The sequence below is a fragment of the Brevundimonas sp. genome, assembly GCF_046295775.1.
Lineage (GTDB): Bacteria > Pseudomonadota > Alphaproteobacteria > Caulobacterales > Caulobacteraceae > Brevundimonas.
In genome coordinates this window covers 117,885-143,099 of the sequence record NZ_JBKBML010000002.1, presented here as the reverse complement: position 1 = coordinate 143,099, position 25,215 = coordinate 117,885, and the positions used below count along the sequence as shown (strand labels likewise).

Here is a 25,215-nt window from a genome sequence, read left to right as displayed (position 1 = left end):
GTGGTTTTTTGGTTGCTGCCGATGTTGCCCCCGGCCGCGGCGCCCGCGCCGGCGCCGACCACGGCGCCCAGGGCCCGCTCATTGCTGGACACCCGGCTGCCGGCCAGACCGCCGATCAGACCGCCGATCAGGGCACCAGCCTGCTGACGACCGCCGGGGGCGTCGCAGTTGGTGATGCCGTTGGCCTGCTGGGCCGAGGCGGCGGTGGGGACGGCGCCGGCGGCCAGGGCCGCCACCATGGCGACGCCGGCAAGGGCGGAGTTGAAGGTCTTCGACATGGCTCTCTCCTGTCATCGAGTTCGTCGATGAGGGGAGATTGGCAGGGTGAAGCTGAAGGCTGTCGGAGGCCGTCTGTCAGATTGCGTTCATATTGATTGCCCGCCCTAAGCTGACGGGCGTCAGGCTTTGTCGGCCAGCTCTCCGTCCGCGCCCTTTTCGATCAGGGCAATGGTTTCCGGCAGGCCATAGATGGCGGCGAACGAGCCGAAGCGAGGGCCTTGGCTGTCGCCGAGCAGCACTTCGTACAGCGCGGCGAACCACGCGCGGAGCGGCTGGAAGGCGTGCGCCTTGCCCACCGCATAGACCTCGCCCTGGATCAGTTCGCCGTCTGTCGTGTCGGCGGGCAGAGCGCGCAGGCGGGCGGCCAGGTCACGGAAGGCGACCGCTTCCTGTTCAGTAGGCACCCGGAACGTTTTTGTGGGCCGCACGAAGTCTTCGTAATAGTTCAGTGCGCGGTCCATCAGCTGGTCCAGCACCGGCTCGTTATCCGGCGTCGCCTCGGGCAGATAGCGCGCCATATAGGCCCACAGCTGGTCCTTGTTCGACGCATTGGCCACGCCGACCAGATTCAGCAACAAGGCGAAACTGACCGGGCTGGCGACCTGGGGCGGGGCGCCGGCGTGGATCGACCAGACGGCGTTGTCGACCTGCTTGGCGGGTTCCTGGGCGCGGAACTGGTCGATGAAGCTGAGGTAGTCGTCGATGGCGCGCGGGATGACGTTGAAGTGCAGGCTCTTGGCCGACTTGGGCGACTGGAACATGTACCAGGACAGGCTCTCGGGCGTGCCGTAGCGCAGCCACTGCTCCATCGTCAGGCCGTTGCCTTTGGACTTGGAGATTTTCTTGCCCTCGACGTCGAGGAAAAGCTCGTAGTTGAAGCCGACCGGCGGCTCGCCGCCCATGACGCGGCACAGCTTGGACGATTCGCGTACGGATTCGATCAGATCCTTGCCCGACATCTCGTAGTCGACGTCCAGCGCGGTCCAGCGCATGGCCCAGTCGGGCTTCCACTGCAGCTTCACGTGGCCGCCGGTGACGGGCACGGTCGTGCGGCCGCCCGCGGGGTCGTCGAAGGTGATGGTTCCGGCCTCGACATCGCGCTCCAGCGTCGGGACCTGCAGCACATGGCCGGTGATCGGGCTGATGGGCAGGAAGGGGGAGTAGGTGGCGCGCCGCTCTTCGCCCAGCGTCGGCAGCATCACCGCCTGGATGGCGTCGAAACGCTCCAGCACCCGCAGCAGAACCTCGTCGAACTGCCCCGAGCGATAGGTCTCGGTGGAGCTCATGAACTCGTAGTCGAAGCCGAACGAGTCCAGGAAGGCGCGCAGACGGGCGTTGTTGTGCGCGCCGAAGCTGTCGTGCGTGCCGAACGGATCGCGCACCTTGGTCAGCGGCAGGTGCAGGTCCTCGCGCAGCATATCCGGATTGGGCACGCCCTCGGGAACCTTGCGCAGGCCGTCCATGTCGTCGGAGAAGGCGATGAGGCGTGTCGGCCAGTAATCTCCGGTTAGGGCGCGAAAGGCGTTGCGCACCATGGTCGTGCGCGCCACCTCGCCGAAAGTGCCCATGTGCGGCAGGCCCGAGGGGCCGTATCCGGTTTCCAGAACGACCGGCTTTTGCAGCGCCTCGAACGTCGCCAGCGCCTCGTTGGCCTTGCCCGCGTCGATCAGAAGCCGGGCGGCGGCGCGGTCGGCGTCGGACAGCCGCTTCTTCAGGACGTGGTCCAGCAGGTTGCGGGCCTGTTCAAACGGCCAGGACTTGGCGTCGCGCGCGAGGGTCTCGAGGTTCTGAAGCATGGCACGGGCTTTGACGGTTCCGCCGCCGCCGGTCAACGGCGGCCCGCGTGCCTACGAACGTCAGTTTACGATTAAGGCAGGAGAAATGGTGGATGCGACAGGGATTGAACCTGTGACCCCCTCGGTGTGAACGAGGTGCTCTCCCGCTGAGCTACGCATCCAGCCTGGAACGGCGATGAAGTCACGCCGTCGGGAGGCGCGGACATAGCCCGCGTCGCCCGGCCTTGCAACATCAGATTCCGGCGGCGGGACCGGTTTCCATGGCGCGTTCGTCAGGGTCGCCCGGCAGCCAGGCGACGCGGCCCTCGTAGACGTCCTCGTTGAGGATGCCTTCCTCCTTGGCGACCAGGACCGGCACCAGCATCTGGCCCGTGACGTTGGTGGCCGTGCGCATCATGTCGATGATGCGGTCGATGGCGATGATGTAGCCGATGCCCTCAAGCGGCAGGCCCGCCGTCGACAACGTCAGCGTCAGCATAACGATGGAGGTGCCGGGCACCCCGGCGGTGCCCAGCGACCCCAGCACGGCGGTCAGGCCGATCAGGACGTACTGTGTCAGGGTCAGCTCGATGCCGAAATACTGGGCGATGAAGATCGATGCGATGGCCGGGTAGATGGCGCCGCAACCGTCCATCTTGACGTTGGCGCCCAGGGGCACCGCGAAGGAGGCGTAGGCCTGGGGCACGCCCAGCCGCTCGACCGTCTGGCGCAGGGTGACGGGCAGGGTGCCCAGCGAAGATGAGGTGGCGAATGCGGTCTGCTGGGCCGCAAAGGCGCCGCGGAAGAAGGACGTGACCTTCAGGCCGTGCAGCTTCAGCAGGCCGGAATAGACCACCAGGATGTGGAAGAGGCAGGCCGCGTAGATGGCGATGATGAACTTGCCCAGCGGCAACAGCGCTTCCCAGCCATAGCCGCCGACCACCGATCCGATCAGGGCGAAGACGCCGAACGGCGTCAGCTGGATCACCCAGCGGGTGATGCGGAAGATGATCGAGGCCCCCTCGTCGATCAGCCGGCGCGCGCCGGCCGCCCGCTCGCCCAGCGCCACCAGGGCGGCGCCGACCAGGGCGGAGAAGAAGATGATCTGCAGGATGCGCCCTTCGGCCAGGGCGGCGAAGGGGTTGGTCGGCACCACCCCGATCAGCACCTGGAGCGGCGTGGGAATCTCGCGCTCGGTCACTTCACCCAGCGGCAGGTCCGACAGCCCCAGGCCGGGATTGATCAGGTGGCCAAAGGCGATGCCCACCAGCACGGCCAGCAGGGAGGTCAGGGCAAACCAAAGGATGGTCCGCATGCCCAGGCGCACGGCGCCCGCGCCTTCGCCCAGCTTGGCGATGGAGGAGGCGATGGTGAACAGCACCAGCGGCGCCACCACCATGCGGATCAGGTTCAGATAGACGTCGCCGATTGGCTGCAGCCAGGTCTCTGCTGCGGGCCCCAGGATCAGGCCGGCCAGCACTCCAAGGGCGAGGCCGCCGAAGGTGCGCTGCCAGAGGGGGATGGCGAAGAAGCGACGAAGCATGGGGAGGCCTTCGGCTGTCAGATCGCCAATGTGTTGGCTAAGCCGGCAATCCGCAACTGCACCTGTTCAGAATACCGGTTCGCAAGATCCTCTGCCGGGGCTGAGCGGATTCAGCCCGCCGCCCTGGCCATGCATTTTCGGTACAGTTCATTCTGCTCTCGCGCCGCGACCTCGGTCCGGCTGAGAGTCCATTGCGCGCTCATGAGGCTGGGCTCGCTCAGATGATGCCAGTTTGATTGCTGAACCGGCGCATGCGGAGCGGTGCGGGCGGCGTCCAGACATCTCGAGGCTTCAGGACCATGAGCGGTCTGGATACGAGCGTCGCGGGGCGGCTGTGTCGCGCAGGCGGTCAAGCTCATCCCGGCCAATATCAGTAGAAAACTGCGCATGTCGCGTCCTCCCAGACCAGCAGGGTGAAGGTCGCCCTCCCCAAGGTCAAGCCGCCGCTCGGGGCGACGGCCTGACACGAGGCGTTGGTCTCTAGTTGCCCAGACCAAACAGTCTGGCGAAGAATCCCGGCTTTTTCGCTTCCGGCTTATGGGCGGGGGCCGCTGTGGGCACGGCAGCCGGCGTCGGGGCGACCACTGCGGCGGCCTTGGGCGTTTCGGCTGGCTTGGGCGCCGCAGCCTTGGCGGCGGCAGGCTTGGTCGCCGTGCTCTTGGCCGCCGGCTTGGCCACGGCCTTCGCGGCCGGCTTCGTCGCTGCCTTGGCTGCAGTGGCTGTCTTGGTCGAGCTCTTCTTGGCCGAAGCCGCCGCGGCGGCGGGCTTGACCTTCGCAGGCGCGGTCTTCGCCGCGGGCTTGGCGGCAGCCTTCGTCGCGGCCGGCTTTGTCGCTGCAGTCTTGACGGGGGGCGCCTTCACAGCGGCAGGTTTGGCCTTGGCGGGCGACTTGGCCTTCGCCGTCTCGGCGGCGGCCACCTTCGGCGCTGCCTTTGCGCTCGACTTCGCCGCCGGTTTGGGCTTGGAAGCGCCTGAAGCGGACGCAGTTTTCGACGCAGACGGTGACTTGGCCATGTTTTCCCCGACCCCTCGGTTGTTGGAGAGCCGCCCGGCCCGCGCCGGATAGCTGTGATTCGCCATCATAACCGGGTTTGAGAAATGTCAGAGTCCGCCGTCCAGATCACCGCTCGCGGCCCGCGAGACGCCGCCGAGGCCGCCGCCGCCGCCGTCGATGCGGACATCGCGCTGGAAGGCGCGACCTACTCGATCCTTGAGGAGGACGAGGACAAGGGCGTCTGGCGCATCGACGGCTTTCCCACCTCCGACGAGGAAGCCCACCTGATGGAGGCCGTGCTGCGCGGCTACGAGGACCTGGAGGTCGTGGTCGAGAAGCTGGCCGACGCAGACTGGCTGGCCATGTCGCTGTCCGGCCTGCCTCCGGTCGAGGCCGGGCGCTTCTTCGTCTATGGCGCGCACGATCAGGGCAAGGTGCCCGAGGGGCGGATCAATCTGAAGATCGACGCGGGCGCGGCGTTCGGCACGGGCCACCACGGGACCACGGTCGGCTGCCTGGAGGCGTTCGACCGCCTGCTGCAGACCGAGCGCTTCGACAAGGTTTTGGACGTCGGCTGCGGCACAGGCGTGCTGGCCATTGCGGCGGCCAAGACCGGTTCGCCCGTTGCCGTCGGCACCGACATCGACGAGCCCTCGGCCCGCATCGCCAACGAAAACGCCGAGATCAACGACGCCAAGTGCGACTTCTACTTCGCCGACGGCCTTAGCGATCCGCGCATCGCGCAGCACGCGCCCTACGATCTGGTGTTCGCCAACATACTCGCCGCGCCCTTGGTCGAACTGGCGCCCGAGATCGCCGGCGCGCTGAAGTCCGGCGGCGTGGCGATCCTGTCGGGTCTGCTGAGGACGCAGGAGGAGCGGGTGCTGGACGCTTATCGGCCCCTGGGCTTCGTCGTCGAGCAGACCATTCACCACGACGCTTGGTCGGCGCTGGCGCTGCGCAAGGGCTGAGGCCGGCAGATGGGTTAACGGCGGAACCGGGGCCTATTGGCCTCGTTCCAACGGCGACGCTTCAAGTGCTTCAAGGAGGGAGCCGCCGTGACCCATTACGACAACGATCCAAACCGGCCCGTCGAGGGCCCGGCCTATGTCGAACAGGTGCATACCGAAACCGTGGTGGTGCGCCCCGACCGCGAGAGCAATCTGGGCTGGTGGATCGCCGGCATTCTTGCCGGCGGGGTGCTGCTGGCGGTGATCTGGATCCTCGCCAACGGCAATGGGTCGGATCAGGACGCCATGGCGGCCGCGCGCCTGGCTGAAGCCGAGGCGATGCAGGCGCAAGCCGAGGCGGACCGCGCCGCGCTGCAGGGGCAGGCCGCCCAGATCCAGTCAGGGGCCGCTCAGGGCGTCGCTCTGGCCCAGGCCGATGCCGCCCGCGCGCAAGCCGATGCCGCCCGCGCCGAAGCCGAGGCGCGCGCCTCGGAAGCCCGCGCCGCCGAGGCCAGCGCCCGCACCGCCCTGCCGCCGCCCCAGGCCGCGACCGGGCCGGTAGTGATCACGCCGACCGCGCCCCAGCCCTGAGGCCGGCGGGGTTGAGGTCAACGAGCAGGGGGTTTAGGCCTCCCGCCATGAGACAGACCTTCGACGAAACCACCGATCCCTCGTTCGGCGAAAAGCACCTGCCGCTTGTGCGCGCCCGCATGGCCGCCCAGGGCCTGGACGGCTTTCTGGTCCCGCACGAGGACGAGCATCAGAATGAATATCTGCCTGAAGCCAATGAGCGGCTGGCCTGGCTGAGCGGCTTCACCGGCTCGGCGGGCGCGGGCGCGGTGCTGAAGGATCGCGCGGCGGTGTTCGCCGATGGACGCTACACGGTTCAGGTGAGGGCCCAAGTCGACGCCAAACAGTTCGAGATCCTCGACCTGACCGACGGCGGCGTTGCGGCCTGGTTGGAAGGCGTGCCGGCCGAATCGGTCATCGGCTACGACCCGAAGCTGCACAGCCCTGATGCCTTGGCGGCGCTAGAGACCGCTGCGGCCAAGGCCGGGGCGGAGTTGAAGCCGGTCGACAGCAACCCTCTGGATGAAGCGTGGGAAGGGCGGCCCGAACAGCCCAGAGCGCCCGTCGTCCCGCATGAGGACCGCTATTCCGGCGAAACCAGCGCGGACAAGCGCGCGCGGATAGGTCGGAGCCTGAAGGACAAGGGCGCGGACGTGGCGGTGCTGACCGCGCCGTCCTCGATCGCTTGGCTGTTCAACATCCGCGGCGGCGATGTTATCCGCACGCCGTTGCCGCTGGCGCAGGCCCTCGTTCGCGCCGATGGAACGGCGCAGTTGTTCATCGATCCGCGCAAGGTGACGAACGAACTGCCGGGCTGGCTGAGCAAGGCGGTGGAGATTGAGGCGTCGGACGCCTTCGCCTCGGCGCTCGAAAGCCTTTCCGGCCGACGCGTTTTGGTCGATCCGGCCGTCTCGTCCGCCTGGGTTTTCGACCGGCTGCAGGCCGGCGGCGCCAAGGTCATTCGCGCCATCGATCCTTGCGCCATCCCGCGCGCCGCCAAGAACTCCGTCGAGATCGAGGGCAGTCGCCAGGCGCACATCCGCGACGGCGCGGCCCTGACCCGCTTCCTGCACTGGGTCGACACGACCGCTCAGCAGACCCTGCCGGACGAGCGCGAGATCGCCGAGACGCTGGAGCGATTCCGCGAGGAAACCGGCGCGCTCAAGGACCTCAGCTTCGACACCATCGCCGGGTCGGGCCCCAACGGCGCCTTGCCGCACTACAAGCCCGTCAGCCGCACCATCCGGCGGATGGAGAAGGGTTCGCTGCTGCTGGTGGACGGCGGCGGCCAGTATCTCGATGGCACCACCGACGTGACCCGTACCATGGCCGTCGGTGAGCCGAGCGCGGATCAGAGGCGCATGTACACCTTGGTCCTGAAGGGCCACATCGCCATGGCCGTCGTGCGTTTTCCCGCCGGGACCACGGGGCATCAGCTGGACGCCCTGGCGCGACTGCCGCTGTGGATGCAGGGCTTCGACTACGACCATGGCACCGGGCACGGCGTCGGCAGCTATCTGGGCGTCCACGAAGGGCCGCAGCGCATCGCCAAGGCGCCGAACAGCCAGCCGCTGCTGACCGGCATGATCCTGTCCAACGAGCCGGGCTACTACCGCGAAGGCCATTGGGGCATCCGCATCGAGACGCTGCAGGTGGTGACCGCGCCGCAGGCCATCGCCGGAGGCGAGCGGCCCATGCACGGCTTCGAGCAGCTGACGCTGGCGCCGTTCGACCGCCGCCTGATCGACGTCAATCTGCTGACTTCTGACGAGCGCGCCTATGTCGACGCCTATCACGCCGAGGTTCAGTCCAAGGTCGGGCCTTTGCTGGCCGGCGAGGTCGGCGATTGGCTCAGGACGCAGACGGCGCCGCTCTGAGCCAGAGGGGGACTTTACAGCCGCCTGAACGCCTCACCCTCGGCGTCGAACAGGTGGGCGCGGGCGGCGGGCACGATCAGGTTCAGCGCATCGCCCGTCGTCGGCCGCACATCGCCGGACATCTGGACGGTCAGCGTGTCCTCGACGTCAGGGTGACGCACATAGGCGTAGGTGGCGTTGCCCAGGGTTTCGACGAAGGCGGCGGTCGTGGCGATCCGGCCGCCGTCACCCTCAAGCGCCAGATGTTCGGGACGGATGCCCAGCGTGACCGGGTCGCCCGCCTTGGCCCTGGAGGCGTCGACGTCGGCGCGCAGGGTCTCACCGGCCGAGGTGCGCACCACCGCGCCCGTGGCCGAGGCCTCGACCACGACGGCGGGGATCAGGTTCATCTTCGGGCTGCCGATGAACTCGGCCACGAACAGGTTGCGGGGATGCTCGTACAGTTCCATCGGCGCGCCGACCTGTTCGATGCGGCCGGCCGACAGCACCACGATGCGGTCGGCCAGCGTCATGGCCTCCACCTGATCATGGGTGACGTAGATCATGGTGGTCTGCAGCCGCTGATGCAGGCTGGCGAACTCGTAGCGCATGCGCACGCGCAGCGCCGCGTCCAGATTCGACAGCGGCTCGTCGAACAGGAACACCTGCGGCTCGCGCACGATGGCGCGGCCGATGGCGACACGCTGGCGCTGACCACCGGACAGGGCCTTGGGCTTGCGATCGAGATAGTCGGTGATGTTCAGCGTCTCGGCCGCGGCGTTCACGCGCCGGTCGATCTCGGCCTTGTCAGTCTTGGCCAGCTTAAGGCCGAAGGCCATGTTTTCGCGCACGCTCATGTGCGGATAAAGCGCGTAGGACTGGAAGACCATGGCGATGCCGCGGTCGGACGGCGACAGGTCGTTGACGCGCCGTCCGCCGATCTCGATGTCGCCATCGGTGGTTTCCTCCAGGCCCGCGATGGTGCGCAGCAGGGTGGACTTGCCGCAGCCCGAAGGGCCGACGAACACCACGAACTCGCCGTCGGCGATGGACAGATCGACGCCCTTCAGCACCTCGACGGCGCCAAAGCTTTTCCGCACGCCGGTCAGTCGGACCTCAGCCATATGGACTTTCCTACCCAGAACTTTCTTGGGGCGCACCGTAACCGGTTACATCGGGGGATCAACGGGGAAGAGGGCGCTGCGGCCGCTGTTGGCTGACAGGCCGGCTCTCCCGTGCCAAACCCGCCGCGATCAAAGGCGAGGCTCAAGCATGACCTACACCCTCCACGGCATACCCAACTGCGACACGGTCAAGAAAGCGCGGACGTGGCTGGAGCAGAACGGCGTCGATGTCGCGTTTCACGACTACAAGAAACAGGGCGTCGAGCGCGCGATGCTCGAACGCTGGATCGCCGCTCACGGCTGGGAGACGGTGCTGAACCGGGCAGGCACGACGTTTCGAAAGCTGCCGGACGAGGCGCGTCAGGCGCTGGACGCCGACAAGGCGATCGCGCTGATGCTGGAGCACCCGTCCATGATCAAACGACCAGTCCTGGAGCGTGACGGGCGCGACAGCCTTGTCGGCTTCAAGCCTGACGCCTACGCGGCCTTCATCGCAGGCTGAGGTCGGCGACCACGCCGAAGTGGTCGGACGGATATTCGCCGTCGGTCGGCCGGTCGCCGATCAGGCGGGCGCCGCGAACCACAAAGGCTTCGGGCTCGACGAAGATGTGGTCGATGACGCGACGGTCGTGGCCCTTGGCCGGGTTGAGCGTGGTCTCCACGGCCCCGTCAGGCAGGGCGCTGATGAAGCGCGGCGGGCCGAACGAGGCCAGTCCCGGATCCGAAAGCGGGGCGTTGAAGTCGCCCATGATGATCAGCGGCGCGCCGTCCTGAGGAATCCATGACAGCAGGTCTGCGGCCTGGGTCGCGCGAATGGCCCCGCCTTCGGGCGTGTGGTGGAAGTGGGTGTTGACCACGGTCACCTGGCGCTGGCCCACCTGGATCACCGCCCGCAGGGCCGTGCGCGAATCGTCCAGAGGGGCCAGCCGCTTCATGTCATGCGACACGATCGGCAGACGGCTGAGAAGGGCGTTGCCATAGCGGCGCGGTGCGCCTTCGGCGTCGGTGGAGGAGAAGACCACGCGGTATTCGCCCAGGCCCGCCGCGTTCAGCGCTTCGGCCAGGGTGTCGGCCTGGTTCGGCAGGCCCTTGGCGGCGTCTTCCAGAACCTCCTGCAGGCCGATGACATCGACATCGGCGTCCCGCACCGCCTGGATCAGCAGCGGCCGGCGCGCGGCCCAGTCCTGCATGTCGTGCCAGATATTGAAGCTGAGCGCCCGGAGATCGCCACCCCCGCGCGGCGTCATGGTGGCGCAGCCGACCAGGGGCAGGGCGGCGCCGGCGGCGAGAAGGGTGCGGCGGTTCAGCATAGCGAAGCTCCTTGTACCTCGACTGATGTAACCGGTTTCAGCCGCCTTACGAAAGTTTCACGTCGCTCGCCGCATCTGAACACGCCGGCGGGCGCCTCTTGTGATCATAAGGCCGGCGCATCAGGCTCGGCCGGTCTGGATCACAGGGGAAGTTTCATGCAGGCGTTGACAGGCATTATCGCCATCTTGGCTATCTTCGGAACAATCACGGCTATTGTCGTCGTGCCGACCTATCTGAAGAGCAAAGAAAAGCGTGAAACGCAGGAGACCATGCGCCGAGCGATCGATAAGGGGCAGCCTCTCCCGCCCGAAGTGATCGATGCGATGACGCGCGATGTGGCAAAAAACATCCCTTCTCGCACTCGCGATATCCGTCAGGGGATCATCTGGTTGGCTATCGGTGTCGGCATCGCCGCTTTTAGCTTGGTCAACGACAATGCGTGGAAAGGCAATGACTGGGGCTCCAACGCCTCGGGCGGCCTGCTCGGCGTCGCCTGCATCCCGGCCACCATCGGCCTGGCGTTCATCGTCCTGAGCTTCTTCAACAAGAACAAGGACTGAGCCGGGGCGGGGGAGGAGAACCGTCATGGCCATATCCTATCGGGATATGCACGACGTGGAGCTGGCGGCCCAGGCGGCCGCCGGCGGCCGGCGCGAGTTCGGTGAACTGGCGCGACGGCACGGCTCCGCGGTGCGCGGTCTGTTGCGGCGGATGGGCGCCGAGCCCTCGTTGGCGGACGACGTCGCCCAAGACGCTTTCATCGTGGCCTTTCAGCGCTGCGCCGAATATCGCGGGGAAGGCACGTTCGCGGGCTGGGTCAAGCGGATCGCGGCGCGACTTTATCTGAAGCGTCGCGCCAAGGACGCGCGGTATGTCGAGGAAAACACGTCGGAAGATGCGGCGCCTTTAGTCGACACGCCCGGTCTGATGGATCTGGACGAGGCGATGAAGTCCCTGAGCGAGGCGGAAAGGCTATGCGTGTCCCTGTGTCACGGGGCCGGCCTGTCTCATCCCGAAATCGCGGCGGCCATGAATTTGCCGCTGGGCACGGTGAAGTCTCATGTCAAACGTGGTCTGGATAAACTGCGCGCGCGGCTCCAGCCGGAGCCTGTCGGGAGGGTCGCTCATGTCGTCTGACGAGTTCGATCCCATGATCGAGAAGCTGTTCGCGCGACAGGCGCCGATGGCCGACGCCGATCTGTTCGCCGCCCATCTGGAAAAGCGGCTGGCGCGCGGTTCGGGCGTCCGGGCCCTGGTTCTGGGCGGAGCGGGCCTTGTCGGCGGCGTGCTGGCTCTGCGCGAGACGGTGGGCAATCTGTCCTTCTCCAGCGCGGACAGCCTGATCGGTGATGCGGCGTTGACGCGCGGTCTGCAAGAGGCCGGCGCCGGACTGCAGGCCAATCTGGACCAATATGGTCTGTCTCAGCTGTCGCTTGGGTCGATGGGCGGAATGCAGCTATTCTGGATTACGGCCGGCGCGATCGTGGCGCTGCTGGCCGCCGGCGTGGTGAAGCTGTCCCAGGAGGCCTGAATGTCCAGTCAGAAGCAGGAAGCGGTTCGCCGCCTGGCCGCGCCCGACATCATGGCGCGCAAGGGCAAGGCGCCGGTCGTCTGCCTGACCGCCTATGACGCGCCGACGGCGGCCCTGCTGGACGATCACTGCGACCTGCTGCTGGTCGGCGACAGCGTCGGCATGGTCGTCCACGGCCTGCCCAACACCGTGGGCGTGACGCTGGAGATGATGATCCTGCACGGCCAGGCCGTCATGCGCGGCTCGAAGCGCGCCATGGTCGTCGTGGACATGCCGTTCGGCAGCTACGAGGGCGGTAGGGAGGTTGCCTACGACAACTGCGCCCGCGTCATGAAGGGAACCGGGGCCCAGGCGGTGAAGCTGGAAAGCGGTCCGACCGTGCCTGAAACCATCGCCTATCTGGTCCAGCGCGGCATTCCGGTGATGGGCCATGTCGGTCTGCGGCCTCAGGCGGTGCTGACCGAAGGGGCCTTCAAGGCCAAGGGGCGCACCGACGACGAGCGTCTGCGGGTTATCGCCGAAGCCGAGGCGACCGCCGACGCCGGCGCCTTCGCCATCGTGATCGAGGGCACGGCCGAGGGGGTGGCGCGCGAGATCACCGAAACGATCGACAAGCCCACCATCGGCATCGGCGCCTCGGCGGCGTGCGACGGGCAGATCCTGGTCACGCCCGACATGCTGGGCCTGTTCGACTGGACGCCCAAATTCGTGCGGAAATACGCCGACCTTCGCGGCGAAATCGATCGCGCGGTCACCAGCTATGCAGAAGACGTCAAGGCGCGCCGTTTTCCTGCCGAAGTCGAGACCTACTTCTCGAAAAAGCCGGTTTCGTCCTAAGCGCCGCGTTGCGGGGACGCAGGCGACCTTCTAGGGTCCGGCCGGTTTTGGCGCCTCGTCGGGCGTCCATAGAGATTCTGGGGCGACGTTTCCGTGGTTGATGTCTTCGAACAGGTCGAGGAGGAGCTTCGCTCCGAGCGCATGAAGCGCCTGGCCCGGACCTGGCTGCCCGTATTCGGGGGCGTTCTGCTGATCGCCCTCATCGCCGCTCTGGCCTGGTGGGGTTGGCAGAGCTGGGAGACGTCCAAGGCCGACAAGGCTTCGGTCGCCTATGACCGCGGCATCGAACTGCTGGAGCAGGGCAATGCCGCGAGCGCTCGCACGGCCTTCGAGGAAGCCGCCGACGTCGGCAACGGCGCCTACAAGGCGCTGGCCCTGATGCAGCAGGCGGGAATCGCGATCACCGAAGCCAATGACGAACAAGCTCTGGCCCTGCTGGATCAGGCGTCGGACGCCGCCCGCGATCCGATCCTCGCCGACAATGCGGCGCTGAAGGCCGCCTTCCTGGTCATGGACACGGCGCCGCTCGCCGATGTCGAGGCCCGGCTGACGCCGTTGACCGGCGAGAACCGCCCGTATCGCGTCTTCGCTCAGGAAGCCCTGGCCCTGGCTCGAATCCAGCATGGTCAGACCCAGCCCGCGCGCGACGCCCTGGTGCAGTTGCAACTCGGCCAAGACGTGCCCGATCAGGTGCGCCAGCGCGCCCAGGCGGCGATTGAAGCCATCGATTCCGGCACCGCTGCCGCTCTGGCCGGCATAGTCGCGGCTCAGGCCAATGTCCCCGCTCCGCCGGCCGCGCCCGCGCCCGCCGAGGGGCAGGCCGCTCCCAACGCCCCGCCGGCCGCGCCGGCGCCGGCCAACCCGTAAGAGACCCCTCCAGGATGTCGTCGATGAATCGCGTGCTGAAAGTCGCCCTGGTCTGCGGCGTCGCCCTGACCGTCGCCTCCTGCGGAACGGTCCGTCGCGCCTTGCCGTTCGGCCTGGGCGGCGGAGAGGAGCCGCAGGCCACGGCCAGCGCGGGCGAACGCATCTCCATCCTGGAATTCGAACAGCAGCTGGCGCCGTCGGCCGCGCTTTCAGGCGCGGACTTCTTTCTGCCGGGCCCGCAGGCCGTGACGGCCTGGCCTCAGCCTGGCGGCACCGCCGAGAACTTGAATGAGCACGTTATCGCGGCGCCGAACTTCGCGGTGGCCTGGCGGCGTGACATCGGCGTGTCCGCGCGTCGGCCGGGGCGGATCATGTCGCCGCCGGTGGCGGCGGATAACCGCATCTTCGTGATGGACGGCGATTCTACCGTGACGGCCGTAGCGGCGGACACCGGCGCGGTGCTGTGGACGGCCAATGTTCGGCCCGAAGGCTCCGAGCGTGGCGACCGGCTTTTGGGCGTGGTGCCTCGCGGCGGGTCCAACCGCCTGACAGGCGGCTTCGGCGGCGGCGTGGCCGTGGGCGCCGGGCGGGTGTTCGTGACCTCTGGCTATCGCACCGTGACGGCGCTGGACGCCGCAACCGGCGCGGTCGCGTGGACCCAGGCTGTGGATGTGCCGATCCACAGCGCCCCGACCTTCGCCGGCGGCCGGGTCTTCGTGGGAGACCTGGAAAGCCAACTGTTCGCCTTCAACGCCGGCACCGGCAATCAGGAGTGGTCGTACCGCGGCATCGCCGAACCAGCGCGGGTCATGCGCGCGTCCAGCGTCGCCGTGTCGGGCGATACGGTGATCGCGCCCTTCTCGTCGGGACAGGTCGTCGCCCTGCGCGCAAACAACGGCCAGCCGGTCTGGGAAGAGGTGCTGTCGCGCACGAGCCGCACCAGCGCCCTGTCGGAAATCCGCGACGTGGCGGGTCGCCCCGTCATCAGCCGCGGCATGGTCTATGCGGTCAGCCACTCCGGCGTGATGCAGGCCATGGACGTGCGCTCGGGCAATCCGGCCTGGTCGCTGCCGATCGCCGGGGTGAACGCGCCCCTGCCGGTGGGCGACGTAGTCTATGTGTTGTCCAAGGACGGCGAATTGACCGTGGTCAATCGCACTTCCGGCCAAGTCTATTGGACGCGCGACCTGAATGAGGGGCGTGTTCGTCGCGAGGGCGGCTTCCTCGGCTTCGGTCGTCGCACCGTGCGCCCCGAATGGTCGGGCCCGATCCTGGCGTCCAACCGCCTGGTGCTGGTCAACTCAGACGGCGAGGCCGTGGCCTTCGATCCGAAGACGGGCGCCCAGCAGGCCAGCGTGCGTCTCGGCGCAGCCGCTTTCATCTCGCCGGCGGCCTATAACGGCGCCCTTTACATCCTCACCGACCGGGGTGAACTCGTCAGCCTGCGCTGAGGGGTCTATAGGCTGACATCATGGCATTGAAGGTCGCCATTGTCGGCCGCCCCAACGTGGGCAAGTCGACCCTGTTCAATCGTCTCGTTGGCAAGCGCCTCGCGCTGGTCGACGATCGCCCCGGCGTGACCCGTGACCGGCGCTACGCCGACGGCAACATCGGCGACCTCGATCTGACGCTGATCGACACAGCCGGCTACGAGGACGTAACCGACGAAAGCCTGGAAGCCCGGATGCGCGAGCAGACCGAGGCGGCCATGGACGACGCCGAACTGATCCTGTTCATGATGGATGCCCGCGAAGGCGTGACATCGCTGGACCGCATCTTCGCCGAGCGCCTGCGCAAGGTACAGCACAAGCCCATCGTCCTCTTGGCCAACAAGTCCGAGAGCCGCGAATCGGGCGGCGGCGTAGGCGAGGCGCACGCCCTGGGCTTTGGCGAGCCCGTCGCCATCTCGGCCGAGCATGGCGAGGGCATGGCTGACCTTTACGCCGCCATCGTCGCGGCCTCGGCCGACATCTTCGTCGAAGAGGTCGATGCGCCCGACAAGCCGATCCGCATCGCCATCATCGGCCGCCCCAATGCGGGCAAGTCGACCCTGGTCAATCGCCTGATCGGCGACGACCGCATGCTGACTGGCCCTGAGGCCGGCATCACGCGCGACTCCATCTCGGTTGATTGGGAATACGAGGGCCAGGCCATCCGTCTGGTCGACACGGCCGGCATGCGCCGCAAGGCGCGCGTCAACGAGAAGCTGGAGAAGCTGTCGGTCGCCGACACCATCCGCGCTATCACCTTCGCCGAGGTCGTGGTCCTGGTCATGGACAAGGACGACGCTTTCGACACCCAGGACCTGCAACTGGCCGATCTGGTCGAGCGCGAGGGCCGGGCGCTGGTCTATGTTGCGTCCAAATGGGACCTGGAAGAAGAGCCTCAGGCCCGCATGGCCGAGCTCAAGTCTCTGGCCGAACACAAGCTGCCCCAGCTGAAAGGCTCGCCCTTCGTCGCCCTGTCGTCGCATAGCGGACGCGGTGTTGACCGGCTGATGCCGGCGATCCTGAAAGCCTATGCGACCTGGTCTGTGAAGGTGAAGACCAAGGACCTGAACACTTGGCTGGCCATGGCCACGCAGCGCCACCCGCCGCCCGCCGTGGATGGCAAGCGCGTGAAGCCGAAATACATGGCTCAGACCAAGGCTCGGCCGCCGACCTTCGTGCTGATGGCCAGCCGAGCCTCGGACATGCCCGAGCACTACAAGCGCTATCTGATCAACAGCCTGCGCGAGAGTTTCGATCTGCCCGGCACGCCAATGCGGCTGACGGTCAAGTCCGGCTCGGCCAACCCCTATGCCGAGGGCGGCGCCAAGTCGGGGCCTGAACGCTACAAGGGCGCCGCCAAGACCGCGCCGCGCAAGGTGCAGAAGGCCGAGAAGCTGTCGAACCTGCCCGGCAAGGCGCTGGAGCAGAAGAAGACGCGCAAGCATCAGCCCAAGATCGTCACCGGCGTGAAGGCCTCCTCGTCCAAGAAGGCCGGCTCCAGCATCGCAGTCCAGAAGGGCGCCCGCGGCGGCGCCCGCCAGGTCTCGCGCTCGGGCCGGATCCGCACAGGCCAGAAGGGCGGCGCCAAGCGCTGACGCCGCCCCGCAGACAAGCAGTTTAGTCGCGGTCCCACTGGAAGGCCGCGTCCAGCCAGTCGCCGATGCGGCCGTCCGGCGCGGCCAAGGCGTGAATGCGCGCCATGTCGTCGTCGCTAAGCGCGAAGTCGAAGATGTCGAAATTCTCGCGCGCGCGGCCTTCCTTGGTGGTGCGCGGGATGGCGATGACCCCCTGCTGGATCAGCCAGCGCAGGGTGATTTGGCCAGCCGTCTTGCCGTGCCTCTCGGCGATCTCGAGGATGACAGGCTCATCGGCGATCTTGCCCTGGGCGAGCGGCGACCAGGCCGTGATGGAAGACCTCAGTTCTGCGGCCGTGGCGATCAGCGTCTTCTGCGACAGGAAGGGGTGATACTCGACTTGGTTGGTGACCAGCGGCGCATCCGATAGGGCGGCGGCTTCGCGAAACTGCGCCGACGGGAAGTTCGACAGGCCGATGTGGCGGGTGAAGCCCTGCGCGCGGGCGTCGTTCAGCGCCTTGATCGTTTCGGCCAGCGGCGGGCTGGGCTTGGGCCAGTGCAGCAGCAACAGGTCCGGCGTCAGGCCCAGCCGGCCGGCGCTTTCCTCGGCCTGCTTTTGCAGGTCGCCGTCATGGAAGTTGTCGACCCAGATCTTGGTGGTGACGAACAGATCGTCGCGCGCGACGCCCGCGTCCGCGATGCCCTGACCTACCGCCTCTTCGTTCTTGTAGATGAAGGCCGTGTCGATGTGGCGATAGCCGATGCGGATGGCCTCGGCGACCATGCGGCGCGCCTCGGCAGGCTCCAACTGCCAGGTGCCGAAGCCCAGAAGCGGGATCTCGACGCCCGAGGCGGTGACGGTCGGCTGGTCGGCGTAGGGCATGGGGAGGCTCCGTTGTCGTGTCAGCCCTGGCAGTTAGGCGCCCAAAGCCTCCCCTGAAAGACCAGGCACGACCGTTAATAGGCCAGCGCCAGGCCGTCCTTGCGCATTTCCGACGCCGCGCCATAGGTCCAGCGGCTGCCCGGATTCTGTTGCATGACCACGTTCTGATAGCCGCCGAAGCCGCCGTCGGGCGGGCCCAGCGTCCAGCCCATGGCTTCGAGCTGGCGCTTGGTGGCGTCCGGCACGCCGGACTCCAGATGCAGCCGGCCGACACCCTCGGCGGGCTGGCCAGTGGGCTCGGACGAACCGTAGTGCTGCCAGCGGGGGCTGTCGCCGGCCTCCTGAGGATCCAGGCCGTAATCGATCATGTTGATGATGATCTGGGCCTGGCCCTGGGGCTGCATGCCGCCGCCCATGACGCCCATCGCCATCCAGGGCTGGCCGTCACGCACCGCAAAGCCTGGAATGATGGTGTGGAAGGGGCGCTTGCCCGGCGCATACACGTTGGGGTGACCATCGGTCAGGGCGAACAGCTCTCCGCGATCCTGGAACATGAAGCCCAGAGTGCGGCCGTCTGGCCCGTCGGGCACCAGGCCCGAGCCCATGCCGCGATAGTTGGACTGGATCCAGCTGACCATCATCCCGTCCTTGTCGGCCACGCTGAAATAGGTGGTGTCGCCCTGGGTCGGGGCGTCGCCGGGGAAGACGCGGTCCATGACGCGGTCGGGGCGGATCAGGCGCGCGCGCTGGGCGGCGTAGGCCTTGGAGTTCAGCCATTCCACCGGCGCGGCGCTGAACCGCTGATCGGCGAAGAAGCGGGCGCGGTCCTCGAACGCCAGACGCTTGGCTTCGGCCTGGTGGTGGATCGAGGCGGCGGACTGGAAGCCCATGCCCTTGAGGTCGAACTGCTCGCAGATGTTCAGGATCTGATTGGTCGACAGGCCCTGGGTGTTGGGCCCCAGGCCATAGACCTGAACGCCGCGATAGTCGGTCATGATCGGCTCGACCCATTCGGTCTGGTGCGCCTTCAAGTCCTGGCGGGTCATCCAGCCGCCGATGCGACGGAAGTAGCGCTCCATATGGTCGGCCAACACCCCCTCGTAGAAGGCGTCGCGGCCGCCCTCGGCAATGGCGCGATAGGTGGCCGCCAGGTCGGGGTTGGCGAAGATCTGGCCGACCTTGCGGGTGGCGCCACCCGGCGCATACACCTTTTTGCGGTTGTCGTTCTCCTCCATCTGGTCGGCGTTGCGGTCGAAGCCGGCCATGTTGCGTTCCAGGTAGTAGGCGATGACCTGAGGCATGGGCACGCCCTGCTCGCACAGCTCGACCACCGGCATCAGGACGTCTTTCCACGGCAGCTTGCCGTAGCGCTGGTGGGCGCTCCACCAGGCGTCGACGGTGCCGGGGACGTTAACGGTCACGGCGCCGTAGCTGGGCAGATAGCCGTTGGGCCGCGCCTTGGAGCGGGCGGTTTCCAGCGACAGGCCTAGCGGGCTGTTACCCGAGCCGTTGAAGCCCACGACCTTGCGCTGGGCCGGATCCCACAGCATGGCGAAGGCGTCGCCGCCGATGCCGTTGGCCACCGGCTCCAGAAAGCCGAGCGCCGCGTTGATGGCGATGGCTGCGTCGATGGCGGACCCGCCGCGCCTCAGAGTCTCGATGCCGATCAGGGTTGCGGTCGGGTGCGCCGTCGCGGCCGCGCCGTTCGCGCCCCAGACCGTCGAGCGGCTGGCGAACCTTGGTCCCGTGATGCGATCGCCGACGCCGATGCCGGCATAGGGGTCGGGACGGCGGGCGGGGGCGGGCGCCGATTCCGTTGGACGGCCGGCCGCCGGCGTCGTGACCTGTGCGGAGGCGGCGGACGCAGCCAGGGCGCCCGCAGGCAGGGCGGACAGGAAGGTACGACGACGCATGGGCGGCCTCCGGGTCAGCGAAGGGCGTATCAAGGCCCGCGTCGGCCTCTGACGCAAGGCAAGAAAAAGGGCCGCGACCCGAAGGCGGCGGCCCTTTCATCTTGGAAGAGGCGCGGGGCCTATTCGATGTCTTCGTTCAGCAGGCCGACCTTGAAGAAGCCGTTCTCCTGAAGGGTGTTCATGACTTCCATGAACTGGTTGTACTGGACTTCGGCCTGAGCGCGGACGAAGACGCGCTCGTCGCGGCAGTTGGCCCCGCCCAGCGCAGCGCAGGCGTCAGACGCCAGGGTCGCCAGGGTGGTGGGGTTTTCGGCGATGAACAGTTCACCCGATTCCTGGATCGAGATGTAGACCGGCTCTTCAGGGTTCGGGTCGTCGTTCGGCACAGCCGGCGGAAGGTCCAGGCGGATCGACACGGTGGCCAGCGGCGCGGCGACCATGAAGATGATCAGCAGCACCAGCATGATGTCGACGAACGGCGTGACGTTGATGTCGCTGTTCTGTTCGACAGACTTGCCGCCTTGGCCGCCAGGGCCGGAAAGTTTGGCGCCCATGCGCTGCGTCTCCATCTGTGGTCCGCGACACGCGGACCCACCTAAGCTTTCGGCGTCGTTCTTGGCGTCCCGGGGCGAGCTTGTAAAGCGCCCGAGTGCGAAAGCGCGACGATCAGCCCTTCGCCAGCTTCAGGAAACGCTCCGTCAGCGCAGGATCGGACTTGAAGGCGCCAGTGAAGCGCGTCGTGATGGTCGAAACGTGGCGATGGTGCACGCCGCGCGTCGTCATGCACTGGTGGGTCGCATCGACCAGCACGGCCACGCCGCGAGGCTGCAGGTGCGATTCGATGGCGGCGACGATGTCGTTGGTCAGGGTTTCCTGGTTCTGCAGACGACGGGCGAAGATTTCCACGACCCGGGCCAGCTTGGAGATCCCGACCACCTTCTCGCCCGGCAGATAGGCGACCGAGGCCTTGCCCAGGAAGGGCGCGAGGTGGTGCTCGCAGTGGCTTTCGACCTCGATGTCACGCAGGATGACCATGTCGTCATAGCCCTGAACGTCTTCGAAGGTGCGGCTCAACTCGCGGCCCGCATCGGCGTCATAGCCCTCGAACCACTCGCCGTAGGCGTCGACCACCCGCTTGGGCGTATCGATCAGGCCGGGGCGGGCCGGATCGTCGCCGGCCCAGGCGATCAGGGTGCGCACGGCCTCCAGAGCCTGTTCGCGGCTGGGGCGCTTTGAAGTTTCGTCGCTGACCAGCACGGGCTTGGCGGGGGTGACGCTCATGAACGGACCTGCTTTCAACAATCCACGCGGACTGTATATCAGGCCGCTATATGGGACGGACCCCGCGTCCCGCAAGAAAACGAAGCCCGCGCGTCATGCCTCTGCACATCCACGATACCCTGCGCCGTGAAAAGCGCCTGTTCGAGCCGCGCGATCCGAGCCGGGTGACCCTCTATGTGTGCGGGCCCACGGTCTATGACTACGCTCACATCGGCAATGCGCGGCCGCCCGTGGTGTTCGACGTCCTGGTGCGGCTGCTGCGCCGGACCTATGAGCCCAGCGGTGGGCAGGTGATCTACGCCCGCAACGTCACCGACGTGGACGACAAGATCAATCAGAAGGCCGCGCGCGAAGGCGTGCCGATCGGCGAGGTCACGGCCCGCTACGAGGCGGCCTATCTGGAGGACATGGCCCGGCTGAACGTCTCGGCGCCGGACATTGCGCCTCACGTCACCGACCACATCGACGCCATCGTCGGTCAGATCCAGGCCATCGTCGACGCCGGCTGCGCCTATGCGGCCGAGGGCCATGTGCTGTTCGATGTGTCCAGCTATCCGGCCTATGGCGCGCTGTCGGGCCGGAACCTGGACGACATGATCGCCGGCGCCCGCGTCGAGGTCGCGCCCTACAAGAAAAATCCGCACGACTTCGTGCTGTGGAAGCCGTCCAAGGCCGACGAGCCGTCCTGGCCTTCGCCCTGGGGCGACGGCCGGCCGGGCTGGCACATCGAATGCTCGGCGATGATCGAGAAGACGCTGGGCCTGCCCATCGACATCCACGGCGGCGGCATCGACCTGGTGTTTCCTCACCACGAGAACGAGATCGCCCAGGGCGTCTGTGCCCACGGCCACGCCCACGGCGATGAGGCGCACGACGAGTACGCGCGCTACTGGATGCACAACGGCTTCCTGACCGTGGACGCCGAGAAGATGTCCAAGTCGATCGGCAACGTCCTGCTGCTGCATGATCTGGTCCAGGCCATGCCGGGCGAGGTCGTGCGCTGGGCCCTGCTAAGCGCCCACTACCGCCAGCCGCTGGACTGGAACCAAGGCCTGCTGGATCAGTCGCGCAAGAATCTGGATCGGCTGTACGGCGCCCTGCACCGCGCTGCGGACATCGCGCCGGACGGCGACCAGCCCCCGGCCGAGTTCCTGAAGGCGGTCGAGGACGACCTGAATACTCCCGGCGCCATGGCCAGCCTGTTCGCCCTGTCCAGCGAGATCGAGCGCGGCATGACCGCCGGCGACCACGCGGCTGTCGCGCGCGCCAAGGGCCAACTGATCGCATCGGCCGACATATTGGGCGTGCTTCAGTCCGATCCGGCGGAGTGGTTTTCGGGCGTCGATGAAGGCCTCAAGACCGAGGTCGAGGGCCTGCTGGCCGACCGCCAGGCGGCCCGCGCGGAGAAGAACTGGGCCGAGGCCGATCGCATCCGCGACCGTCTGAACGCGCTGAATGTCGTCGTCATGGACGGCCCGACGGGCGCAACCTGGCGGGTGAAGGGTTAGGCTTCCCCCACCAGCGCCCGGATCGGCGACCAGCTGCGCCGGTGGGCCGGGCAGGGGCCCATCGCCTTCAGTGCGGCCTGATGAGCGGGCGCATTGTAGCCCTTGTGGCGGGCGAATCCGTAGCCGGGATACCGGGCGTCCAGATCGACCATCAAACGGTCGCGCGCCGTCTTGGCCAGGATGGAGGCGGCGGCGATCGACAGCGATAATCCGTCGCCGCCCACCACCGTGCGCACGTCGCACGGCAGCTTGAAACGATAGTTGCCGTCCACCAGGGCGATAACCGGCTGAACCGACAGCGACTCGATGGCCCGACACATCGCCAGGCCGGTGGCGTGCAGGATGTTCAGTTCGTGGATTTCCTCGACCGACGCAAAACCGACGCTCCACGCGACAGCCCGAGCCTTGATCTCGACTTCCAACGCGTCCCGCCGCGCGGCGGTCAGAGCCTTTGAGTCGTCTATGCCAGTGGGCAGGTCGTCGGGGTTCAGGATGACGGCCGCCGCCGAAACCGGCCCGGCCCAGGGCCCGCGTCCCGCCTCATCAACGCCGCAGACCGGGCCGCTAGCGGCCTCGCGCGCCAGAGTTTCAAGCGCCAGGGTGGGAAAGGCGCGGGCGGGTTTGGCGGCTGACTTGCGCGGGCTCATCGGCCCTGTGTGCCGTAAACCGCGCCAAGGCGGAAGCCGTTGTTGCGTCAGGGCCGACTGCCAAGGTCCGGCGTCAATTATGGTCTTGGCCCTTGTAAACGTGGTGAAGACGGGCGCCGCATGATAACGCCACTGCGTCGTCAGACCGCAGTTTTGAGTATGCTTTCAATGGCCAAGTTCATTTCGGTTTCCGGAACCACCGGAGAGCCTTTTTACGTCAACGGCGATTTTGTTCGCTCGATCAGACCATCAAAACAGGCCGGCATGTCCCGCCTACTGATGGAATCGCCGGACGGCTCGGAGGTCGCGATCTCCGTGCACGGAACGCCACGTGAACTTGCGGATATGTTCAACGGGTCTGGCGGGAAAACCGACTAGCGAACCTCTTCGCGACGAAAGCATGAGGTTTGGTGGTCGTTGACCATCCCGACCGCCTGCATCAACGCGTAGGCGATGACCGGGCCGCAGAACTTGAAGCCGCGCGCTTTCAGCGCCTTGGACATGGCCTGGGATTGCGGCGTCTGGGTCGGGGCCTGGTGGTAGTCGGACCAGGCGTTCTGGACGGGCTCGCCGTCGACGAAGCTCCACAGCCACGCCGAGAAATCCTCGCCCCGGTCGCGCATGTCCACCCAGATTCGCGCGCCGTTGATGGCGGCGTCGATCTTGGCGGCGGAGCGGATGATCCGCGGGTCGGCCAGCAGGCGGGTGCGGTCGGCCTCGCCGTAGCGGGCAACGATCTCGGGGTCGAAACCGTCGAAAGCGTCGCGCATGCCTTCGCGCTTTCGCAGAATGGTGATCCAGGCGAGGCCGGCCTGAAACCCGTCAAGAACCAGCTTTTCCCACAGGGCTCGGGCGTCGTATTCCGGCACGCCCCATTCGGTGTCGTGGTAGGCGACGTAGAGGGGATCGGTCCCGCACCAGCCGCAGCGGCCTGAGGTGCGGTCGGTCACTGGATGCGACGGCGCTGTTCGGCCTGACGCAGTGTGGTGCGCATGAAGTCGGCCGGCGGGTCGGTTTCGGCCAGGACCTCATCCTTTATGGCGCGGGGCTCGCCGAACAGGTGACCCTGGCCCATGGCTACATCGAGCTCGAGAATGTCGACGATCTGGCGCTCGGCCTCGACCTTCTCGGCGATCACCTCGACGCCGTAGCGGCGCGTCAGCTGGGCGAAGTCGGCGGCCTGAATGTCGGGCAGCGAGGGCAGGGGCGCCGCGCCGTCGATGTCCAGCAGTTGTTCGATCAGCAGATCTGCCGCCACCTTGATGAAGCGCACGTCCGAACGCTGCAGATCGGCGAAGTCCAGGTCCAGCGTCTGCACCTTGTCGAGGGAGAAGCGGAATCCCAGGTCCGCCAGCTTGGCCATGTTGCGCGCTTCGACCGCGCCCCGCGCATCGAAGTTGGCCTGGCCCAGCTCGAAGATCAGCGACTGGTTCAGGTCGCGGTTCTCGCTGAGGAAGTGCAGGAACTGAGGGAAGAAGGTCTCGTCGCCCAGGCTGGTGAGGGCCACATTGCAGAAGACGCCGACCTTGCGGTCCTGGCGCGCTAGGCGGCGAACGATCTGGGCGCAGCGGAACAGCAGCAGATTGTCGATGGCGGGCACCAGGCCCTCGCCCTCAGCCAGGGACAGATACTCAGCCGGCATCATTACCCGGTCGGAGGCGTCGCGCAGGCGCGTGAAGCTCTCGTAGTAGACGGTGCGTCGCTGGGGCAGGGTGACCACCGGCTGCAGGTATAGGTCGACGCGGTTTTCGCTAAGCGCGTCGTGGATCGTGCGCAGCAGGGCGCCCGACTGTTCGCGCATCCGCGTTTCGAAGGGGTCGCGGGGCGGCGGGGCGGCGGCGAGGCGGTCCTCGATCGACAAGCTCATCTGCTGGACCAGCCCTTCCAGCATGCGGACCTCGCCGGTCAGGGCTTCGGTGCTGTTGACGGCGCCGTCCTCGATCGCCTGCGCCAGGTCGGTCAGGGCGCCCTGGGTGGACTCCATGGCGTCGGCCAACAGCCGGTGGGCGGCTCGGACCTGCTCGATTTCCTTCTTGAGCGACGAGCGTATGGCTGCGCCGGCGATCAGCGCATGACTGGCGCCGAACAGGGCGATCGCGCCGATGGCCCCAGACGCACCGGCGCCCGCGCCGAAACCGGCGCGCCAGATTACGGCCCCGACCGTCAGGCCGAGGAACAGGTAGGCGAAGAACAGGAAACCTGTCGTCAGATGGCGCATGGGAACGGTCAGCCCGCCTTCCCGGATGGAATCGGTCGAGTATCAGGCTATCAGAGGATTCAGG

General features: G+C 67.2%; 26 protein-coding genes and 1 tRNA gene. 13 read left to right on the top strand and 14 right to left on the bottom strand.

Going from position 1 to position 25,215, the window contains the following annotated elements:
- The 5 genes from ACK4I0_RS02255 to ACK4I0_RS02235 form a co-directional block, all read right to left on the bottom strand.
- Positions 1-278, bottom strand: a 278-nt coding sequence (locus tag ACK4I0_RS02255) for a glycine zipper 2TM domain-containing protein (protein WP_409607579.1), incomplete at its 3' end; no start/stop codon positions are given.
- A gap of 120 nt (positions 279-398) precedes the next feature.
- The gene (locus ACK4I0_RS02250) at positions 399-2,075 is read right to left on the bottom strand and encodes a lysine--tRNA ligase (RefSeq protein ID WP_409607576.1); all 1,677 of its coding nucleotides are present in this window, start codon (positions 2,073-2,075) and stop codon (positions 399-401) included.
- Between the two features lie 86 nt (positions 2,076-2,161).
- A tRNA-Val gene (locus ACK4I0_RS02245) sits at positions 2,162-2,236 on the bottom strand.
- 71 nt (positions 2,237-2,307) lie between these two features.
- Complete coding sequence (locus ACK4I0_RS02240) at positions 2,308-3,597, bottom strand: dicarboxylate/amino acid:cation symporter (protein ID WP_409607574.1); 1,290 nt, start codon at positions 3,595-3,597, stop codon at positions 2,308-2,310.
- A 480-nt stretch (positions 3,598-4,077) separates the two neighbouring features.
- The gene (locus ACK4I0_RS02235) at positions 4,078-4,611 is read right to left on the bottom strand and encodes a hypothetical protein (protein WP_409607572.1); all 534 of its coding nucleotides are present in this window, start codon (positions 4,609-4,611) and stop codon (positions 4,078-4,080) included.
- Between the two features lie 84 nt (positions 4,612-4,695).
- Here ACK4I0_RS02235 and ACK4I0_RS02230 point away from each other — a divergent pair, with 84 nt between their 5' ends.
- The 3 genes from ACK4I0_RS02230 to ACK4I0_RS02220 all read left to right on the top strand — a co-directional run bounded on the left by ACK4I0_RS02230 (position 4,696) and on the right by ACK4I0_RS02220 (position 7,988).
- Positions 4,696-5,562 carry a 50S ribosomal protein L11 methyltransferase gene (locus ACK4I0_RS02230; protein ID WP_409607570.1) on the top strand — a complete coding sequence of 289 codons (867 nt, stop codon included), beginning with the start codon at positions 4,696-4,698 and terminating at the stop codon, positions 5,560-5,562.
- A gap of 87 nt (positions 5,563-5,649) precedes the next feature.
- The gene (locus tag ACK4I0_RS02225; protein ID WP_409607568.1) at positions 5,650-6,132 is read left to right on the top strand and encodes a hypothetical protein; all 483 of its coding nucleotides are present in this window, start codon (positions 5,650-5,652) and stop codon (positions 6,130-6,132) included.
- 47 nt (positions 6,133-6,179) lie between these two features.
- Positions 6,180-7,988 (top strand): aminopeptidase P family protein, encoded by a 1,809-nt coding sequence (locus ACK4I0_RS02220; protein WP_409607566.1) that lies wholly within the window; start codon positions 6,180-6,182, stop codon positions 7,986-7,988.
- 14 nt (positions 7,989-8,002) lie between these two features.
- On the opposite strand, the gene ACK4I0_RS02215 is transcribed toward ACK4I0_RS02220, so the two are convergent.
- Positions 8,003-9,091, bottom strand: coding sequence for an ABC transporter ATP-binding protein (locus tag ACK4I0_RS02215; RefSeq protein ID WP_409607564.1), 1,089 nt, complete (start codon positions 9,089-9,091; stop codon positions 8,003-8,005).
- A gap of 148 nt (positions 9,092-9,239) precedes the next feature.
- On the opposite strand from ACK4I0_RS02215, the gene ACK4I0_RS02210 reads away from it, so the two are divergent.
- Entirely contained in the window at positions 9,240-9,593 is a 354-nt protein-coding gene (locus tag ACK4I0_RS02210) for an ArsC family reductase (RefSeq protein ID WP_409607562.1), read from the top strand.
- On the opposite strand, the gene ACK4I0_RS02205 is transcribed toward ACK4I0_RS02210, so the two are convergent.
- On the bottom strand, positions 9,580-10,401 hold the full coding sequence (locus ACK4I0_RS02205) for an endonuclease/exonuclease/phosphatase family protein (protein WP_409607560.1): 822 nt from the start codon (positions 10,399-10,401) through the stop codon (positions 9,580-9,582). The genes ACK4I0_RS02210 and ACK4I0_RS02205 overlap by 14 nt on opposite strands.
- A gap of 156 nt (positions 10,402-10,557) precedes the next feature.
- Here ACK4I0_RS02205 and ACK4I0_RS02200 point away from each other — a divergent pair, with 156 nt between their 5' ends.
- From ACK4I0_RS02200 to der, 7 genes are all read left to right on the top strand, one after another.
- Positions 10,558-10,962 carry a DUF6249 domain-containing protein gene (locus ACK4I0_RS02200; protein ID WP_409607558.1) on the top strand — a complete coding sequence of 135 codons (405 nt, stop codon included), beginning with the start codon at positions 10,558-10,560 and terminating at the stop codon, positions 10,960-10,962.
- 25 nt (positions 10,963-10,987) lie between these two features.
- Positions 10,988-11,539 (top strand): RNA polymerase sigma factor, encoded by a 552-nt coding sequence (locus ACK4I0_RS02195; RefSeq protein WP_409607556.1) that lies wholly within the window; start codon positions 10,988-10,990, stop codon positions 11,537-11,539.
- A complete protein-coding gene (locus tag ACK4I0_RS02190) occupies positions 11,529-11,933 on the top strand; it encodes a hypothetical protein (RefSeq protein ID WP_409607554.1) in 405 nt (134 codons plus the stop codon). The genes ACK4I0_RS02195 and ACK4I0_RS02190 overlap by 11 nt, the downstream gene beginning before the upstream one ends.
- The gene (gene panB / locus ACK4I0_RS02185; protein WP_409607552.1) at positions 11,934-12,770 is read left to right on the top strand and encodes a 3-methyl-2-oxobutanoate hydroxymethyltransferase; all 837 of its coding nucleotides are present in this window, start codon (positions 11,934-11,936) and stop codon (positions 12,768-12,770) included.
- 93 nt (positions 12,771-12,863) lie between these two features.
- Positions 12,864-13,637 (top strand): tetratricopeptide repeat protein, encoded by a 774-nt coding sequence (locus ACK4I0_RS02180; RefSeq protein ID WP_409607550.1) that lies wholly within the window; start codon positions 12,864-12,866, stop codon positions 13,635-13,637.
- A gap of 23 nt (positions 13,638-13,660) precedes the next feature.
- On the top strand, positions 13,661-15,088 hold the full coding sequence (locus ACK4I0_RS02175) for a PQQ-binding-like beta-propeller repeat protein (protein WP_409607548.1): 1,428 nt from the start codon (positions 13,661-13,663) through the stop codon (positions 15,086-15,088).
- 20 nt (positions 15,089-15,108) lie between these two features.
- Positions 15,109-16,722, top strand: coding sequence for a ribosome biogenesis GTPase Der (gene der, locus ACK4I0_RS02170; RefSeq protein ID WP_409607546.1), 1,614 nt, complete (start codon positions 15,109-15,111; stop codon positions 16,720-16,722).
- Between the two features lie 22 nt (positions 16,723-16,744).
- Here der and ACK4I0_RS02165 read toward each other — a convergent pair whose 3' ends face one another.
- From ACK4I0_RS02165 to folE, 4 genes are all read right to left on the bottom strand, one after another.
- Complete coding sequence (locus ACK4I0_RS02165) at positions 16,745-17,584, bottom strand: aldo/keto reductase (RefSeq protein WP_409607544.1); 840 nt, start codon at positions 17,582-17,584, stop codon at positions 16,745-16,747.
- 74 nt (positions 17,585-17,658) lie between these two features.
- The gene (locus ACK4I0_RS02160; RefSeq protein ID WP_409607542.1) at positions 17,659-19,497 is read right to left on the bottom strand and encodes a gamma-glutamyltransferase family protein; all 1,839 of its coding nucleotides are present in this window, start codon (positions 19,495-19,497) and stop codon (positions 17,659-17,661) included.
- A gap of 119 nt (positions 19,498-19,616) precedes the next feature.
- The gene (locus tag ACK4I0_RS02155; protein ID WP_409607540.1) at positions 19,617-20,051 is read right to left on the bottom strand and encodes a biopolymer transporter ExbD; all 435 of its coding nucleotides are present in this window, start codon (positions 20,049-20,051) and stop codon (positions 19,617-19,619) included.
- Positions 20,052-20,163: 112 nt separating this feature from the next.
- Positions 20,164-20,778 (bottom strand): GTP cyclohydrolase I FolE, encoded by a 615-nt coding sequence (folE, locus tag ACK4I0_RS02150; protein WP_409607538.1) that lies wholly within the window; start codon positions 20,776-20,778, stop codon positions 20,164-20,166.
- A 95-nt stretch (positions 20,779-20,873) separates the two neighbouring features.
- Between folE and cysS the strand changes: the two genes are divergently transcribed.
- Positions 20,874-22,286 carry a cysteine--tRNA ligase gene (gene cysS, locus ACK4I0_RS02145; protein WP_409607536.1) on the top strand — a complete coding sequence of 471 codons (1,413 nt, stop codon included), beginning with the start codon at positions 20,874-20,876 and terminating at the stop codon, positions 22,284-22,286.
- Here the strand turns inward: cysS and ACK4I0_RS02140 are convergent.
- Entirely contained in the window at positions 22,283-22,933 is a 651-nt protein-coding gene (locus ACK4I0_RS02140) for a ribonuclease HII (RefSeq protein ID WP_409607534.1), read from the bottom strand. The two genes, cysS and ACK4I0_RS02140, sit on opposite strands and share 4 nt — an antisense overlap.
- A gap of 168 nt (positions 22,934-23,101) precedes the next feature.
- Here ACK4I0_RS02140 and ACK4I0_RS02135 point away from each other — a divergent pair, with 168 nt between their 5' ends.
- On the top strand, positions 23,102-23,311 hold the full coding sequence (locus ACK4I0_RS02135) for a hypothetical protein (RefSeq protein WP_409607532.1): 210 nt from the start codon (positions 23,102-23,104) through the stop codon (positions 23,309-23,311).
- On the opposite strand, the gene ACK4I0_RS02130 is transcribed toward ACK4I0_RS02135, so the two are convergent.
- Together ACK4I0_RS02130 and ACK4I0_RS02125 are read right to left on the bottom strand one after the other, a co-directional pair.
- Positions 23,308-23,883, bottom strand: a complete 576-nt coding sequence (locus ACK4I0_RS02130) for a DNA-3-methyladenine glycosylase I (RefSeq protein ID WP_409607530.1) — start codon at positions 23,881-23,883, stop codon at positions 23,308-23,310. The genes ACK4I0_RS02135 and ACK4I0_RS02130 overlap by 4 nt on opposite strands.
- On the bottom strand, positions 23,880-25,151 hold the full coding sequence (locus tag ACK4I0_RS02125) for an EAL domain-containing protein (RefSeq protein WP_409607528.1): 1,272 nt from the start codon (positions 25,149-25,151) through the stop codon (positions 23,880-23,882). The genes ACK4I0_RS02130 and ACK4I0_RS02125 overlap by 4 nt, the downstream gene beginning before the upstream one ends.
- Positions 25,152-25,215 lie beyond the last annotated feature (64 nt).